2 protein-coding genes and 1 pseudogene are annotated in these 1,978 nt (G+C 72.0%); 2 read left to right on the top strand and 1 reads right to left on the bottom strand.

The genetic code is table 11. The features are described 5' to 3' along the window. Nucleotides 1-309, top strand: a 309-nt coding sequence (locus tag EJC49_RS25120; protein WP_245453561.1) for a peptidoglycan-binding domain-containing protein, incomplete at its 5' end; no start/stop codon positions are given. A 176-nt stretch (nucleotides 310-485) separates the two neighbouring features. After that, entirely contained in the window at nucleotides 486-1,127 is a 642-nt protein-coding gene (locus EJC49_RS25115; protein WP_126702664.1) for a 2-dehydro-3-deoxy-phosphogluconate aldolase, read from the top strand. 71 nt (nucleotides 1,128-1,198) lie between these two features. Here EJC49_RS25115 and EJC49_RS25110 read toward each other — a convergent pair. After that, nucleotides 1,199-1,978, bottom strand: a pseudogene (locus tag EJC49_RS25110) (hypothetical protein); the annotation flags it as partial.

Here is a 1,978-nt window from a genome sequence, read left to right as displayed (position 1 = left end):
CTCTTCCGATCTCCACGGGTGGCGGGCGTGGCTCCCGCAGCGCTTGGGCGCGGCAGCGCAGGCGCCGCCGTGCTCGATCTGCAACGCCGCCTGACCGCGCTCGGCCATCCGCTTCAGGTCGACGGCCGGTTCGGCGCGGCGACGGAGACCGCCGTGAAGGCCTTCCAGCGTCGCTCGAAGCTGACGGCCGACGGCATCGCCGGGCCGCGCACCCTGGCCGCCATCAGCGCTGCCGAGGCGCACCGGTCGGAGACCGCCCTGTGGCGCCGGATCGTCGCGGCGATCGATTCTTGGCTGCGGCGGGGCTGACCCCGCCGGTTTTCCCCGGCGCTTCCTTTCGCCTTCGCCGTTCGATGCGCTATACGGGTCGTGACGCGAAGGCACGGCTCCCGCAAGAGCGGCGGTTTCGGGTTGGGGACAGGACGAAGGACAGGAGCCCGAAGCGAGACGCTCGGGCCCGGACGCAGAGAGGGATCACCGCCGCCATGCCGCAGAAAGCCGACAAGCTCCTTCCGATCATGACCGGCCAGCCGGTGATCCCCGTTTTGAAGATCGCACGCGCGGCCGATGCCGCCCCATTGGCCCGGGCGCTGGCGAAAGGCGGCCTGCCCGCCATCGAGATCACGCTGCGCACCCGCGACGCCCTCGATGCGATCCGCATTGCCGCAGCCGAGGTCCCGGAAGCGATCATCGGCGCCGGCACCATCCTGTCAGCGCGTCAGTACGACCAGGCCGTCGATGCCGGCGCGCGTTTCATCGTCAGCCCGGGCACCACGCAGGAACTGCTCGACGCGGCCCGCGCCTCGGACACTCCGCTTCTGCCCGGCGCCATCACGCCGAGCGAGATCATGGCGGCCGCGGAGGAAGGCTATGCGCTGTTGAAATTCTTTCCGGCCGAGCAGGCGGGCGGCGCGGCCTTCCTGAAGGCGCTGTCGTCGCCGCTTGCCGGCGTCCGCTTCTGCCCGACCGGCGGCATCACCGCCGCCAATGCCGCGTCCTATCTGTCGCTGCCCAACGTCATCTGCGTGGGCGGCTCCTGGGTCGCGCCGGACGAACTGGTGGATGCGGGCGACTGGGTCGCGATCGAGGAACTCGCGCGCAAGGCCGTCGCCGCCGCCGGGGCTTGAGCCCGGCGGCTCAGGACGCCGCGAAGAGGAAAAGCCCGGCGCGGACAGCGGGCTTCGGCGACGGATGGACGTCAGTTCGTCGCTTCGAACTTCGCCACGGACAGGAACGTCACCGCGTTGCCCGAGAAACGGCGCGGATCGGGCTCACTCACCACCGGCGCGAAGCCCGAGGTGTAGACCTGCGTCGGTGCCGACCGGATCGCCTTGTGCGCGAGAGACGGTTCCTTGGCGCTGGCGATCGAGCGTTGCAGGCGGCCAGCCTTCTCGAGCGCCCACTGGGCAGCGATGCTGTCGACGGGGATCACGACGGGTTTGCGTTCAGCGGGCGCGTCCTGGGGGCCCGGGCGCGCGGCCTTGGCCGTGGTGCGCACGTTGGTGGCGATCGCCTTGTCTGGCGACACCTTGCCGGCTGCGGCCAGGATCGCGGACCGCTGCGAAGCGCGAGCCGCTTCGCCACGCTCGTCGCCTTGCGTCGCCTGCGTTTCACCCTGTGTCGCCAGGGAGTCGCGCGGCGGCGGCATGGCCGCGATGAGCTCCGCGATCGGACCGGTCCCCGGGCGCAGTTCGGGCACGGGCGCGAAGGCGGCAAGCTGGAGATCGGATGTGCCGACGGAAACCACCGGCGCCGGAGCCGCGGTCTGCGCAAGCGCCGCGACGGTTTCTGCCGGCGCGGCCGGCGCGGGGGGTGTTTCGGAAGCGGTCGGCGAGACCACGGCCGCACGCACTGGCGACGTCTCTCCGGTCACCTGGGAGCGAAGCGTCGGCACCGGCACGAGGGCCGCCACCGCAACCGCTTGCGGAGCCTCCACGGCGGTTTCGGCTGCGGCCACGGCGGCCGGTGGCGCCGCGCG

The sequence above is a fragment of the Aquibium carbonis genome (assembly GCF_003970795.1).
In the GTDB taxonomy this organism is placed as follows: domain Bacteria; phylum Pseudomonadota; class Alphaproteobacteria; order Rhizobiales; family Rhizobiaceae; genus Aquibium; species Aquibium carbonis.
Note: the sequence above shows the minus strand (reverse complement) of the source record. Positions and strands in the feature narration are given on the sequence as shown.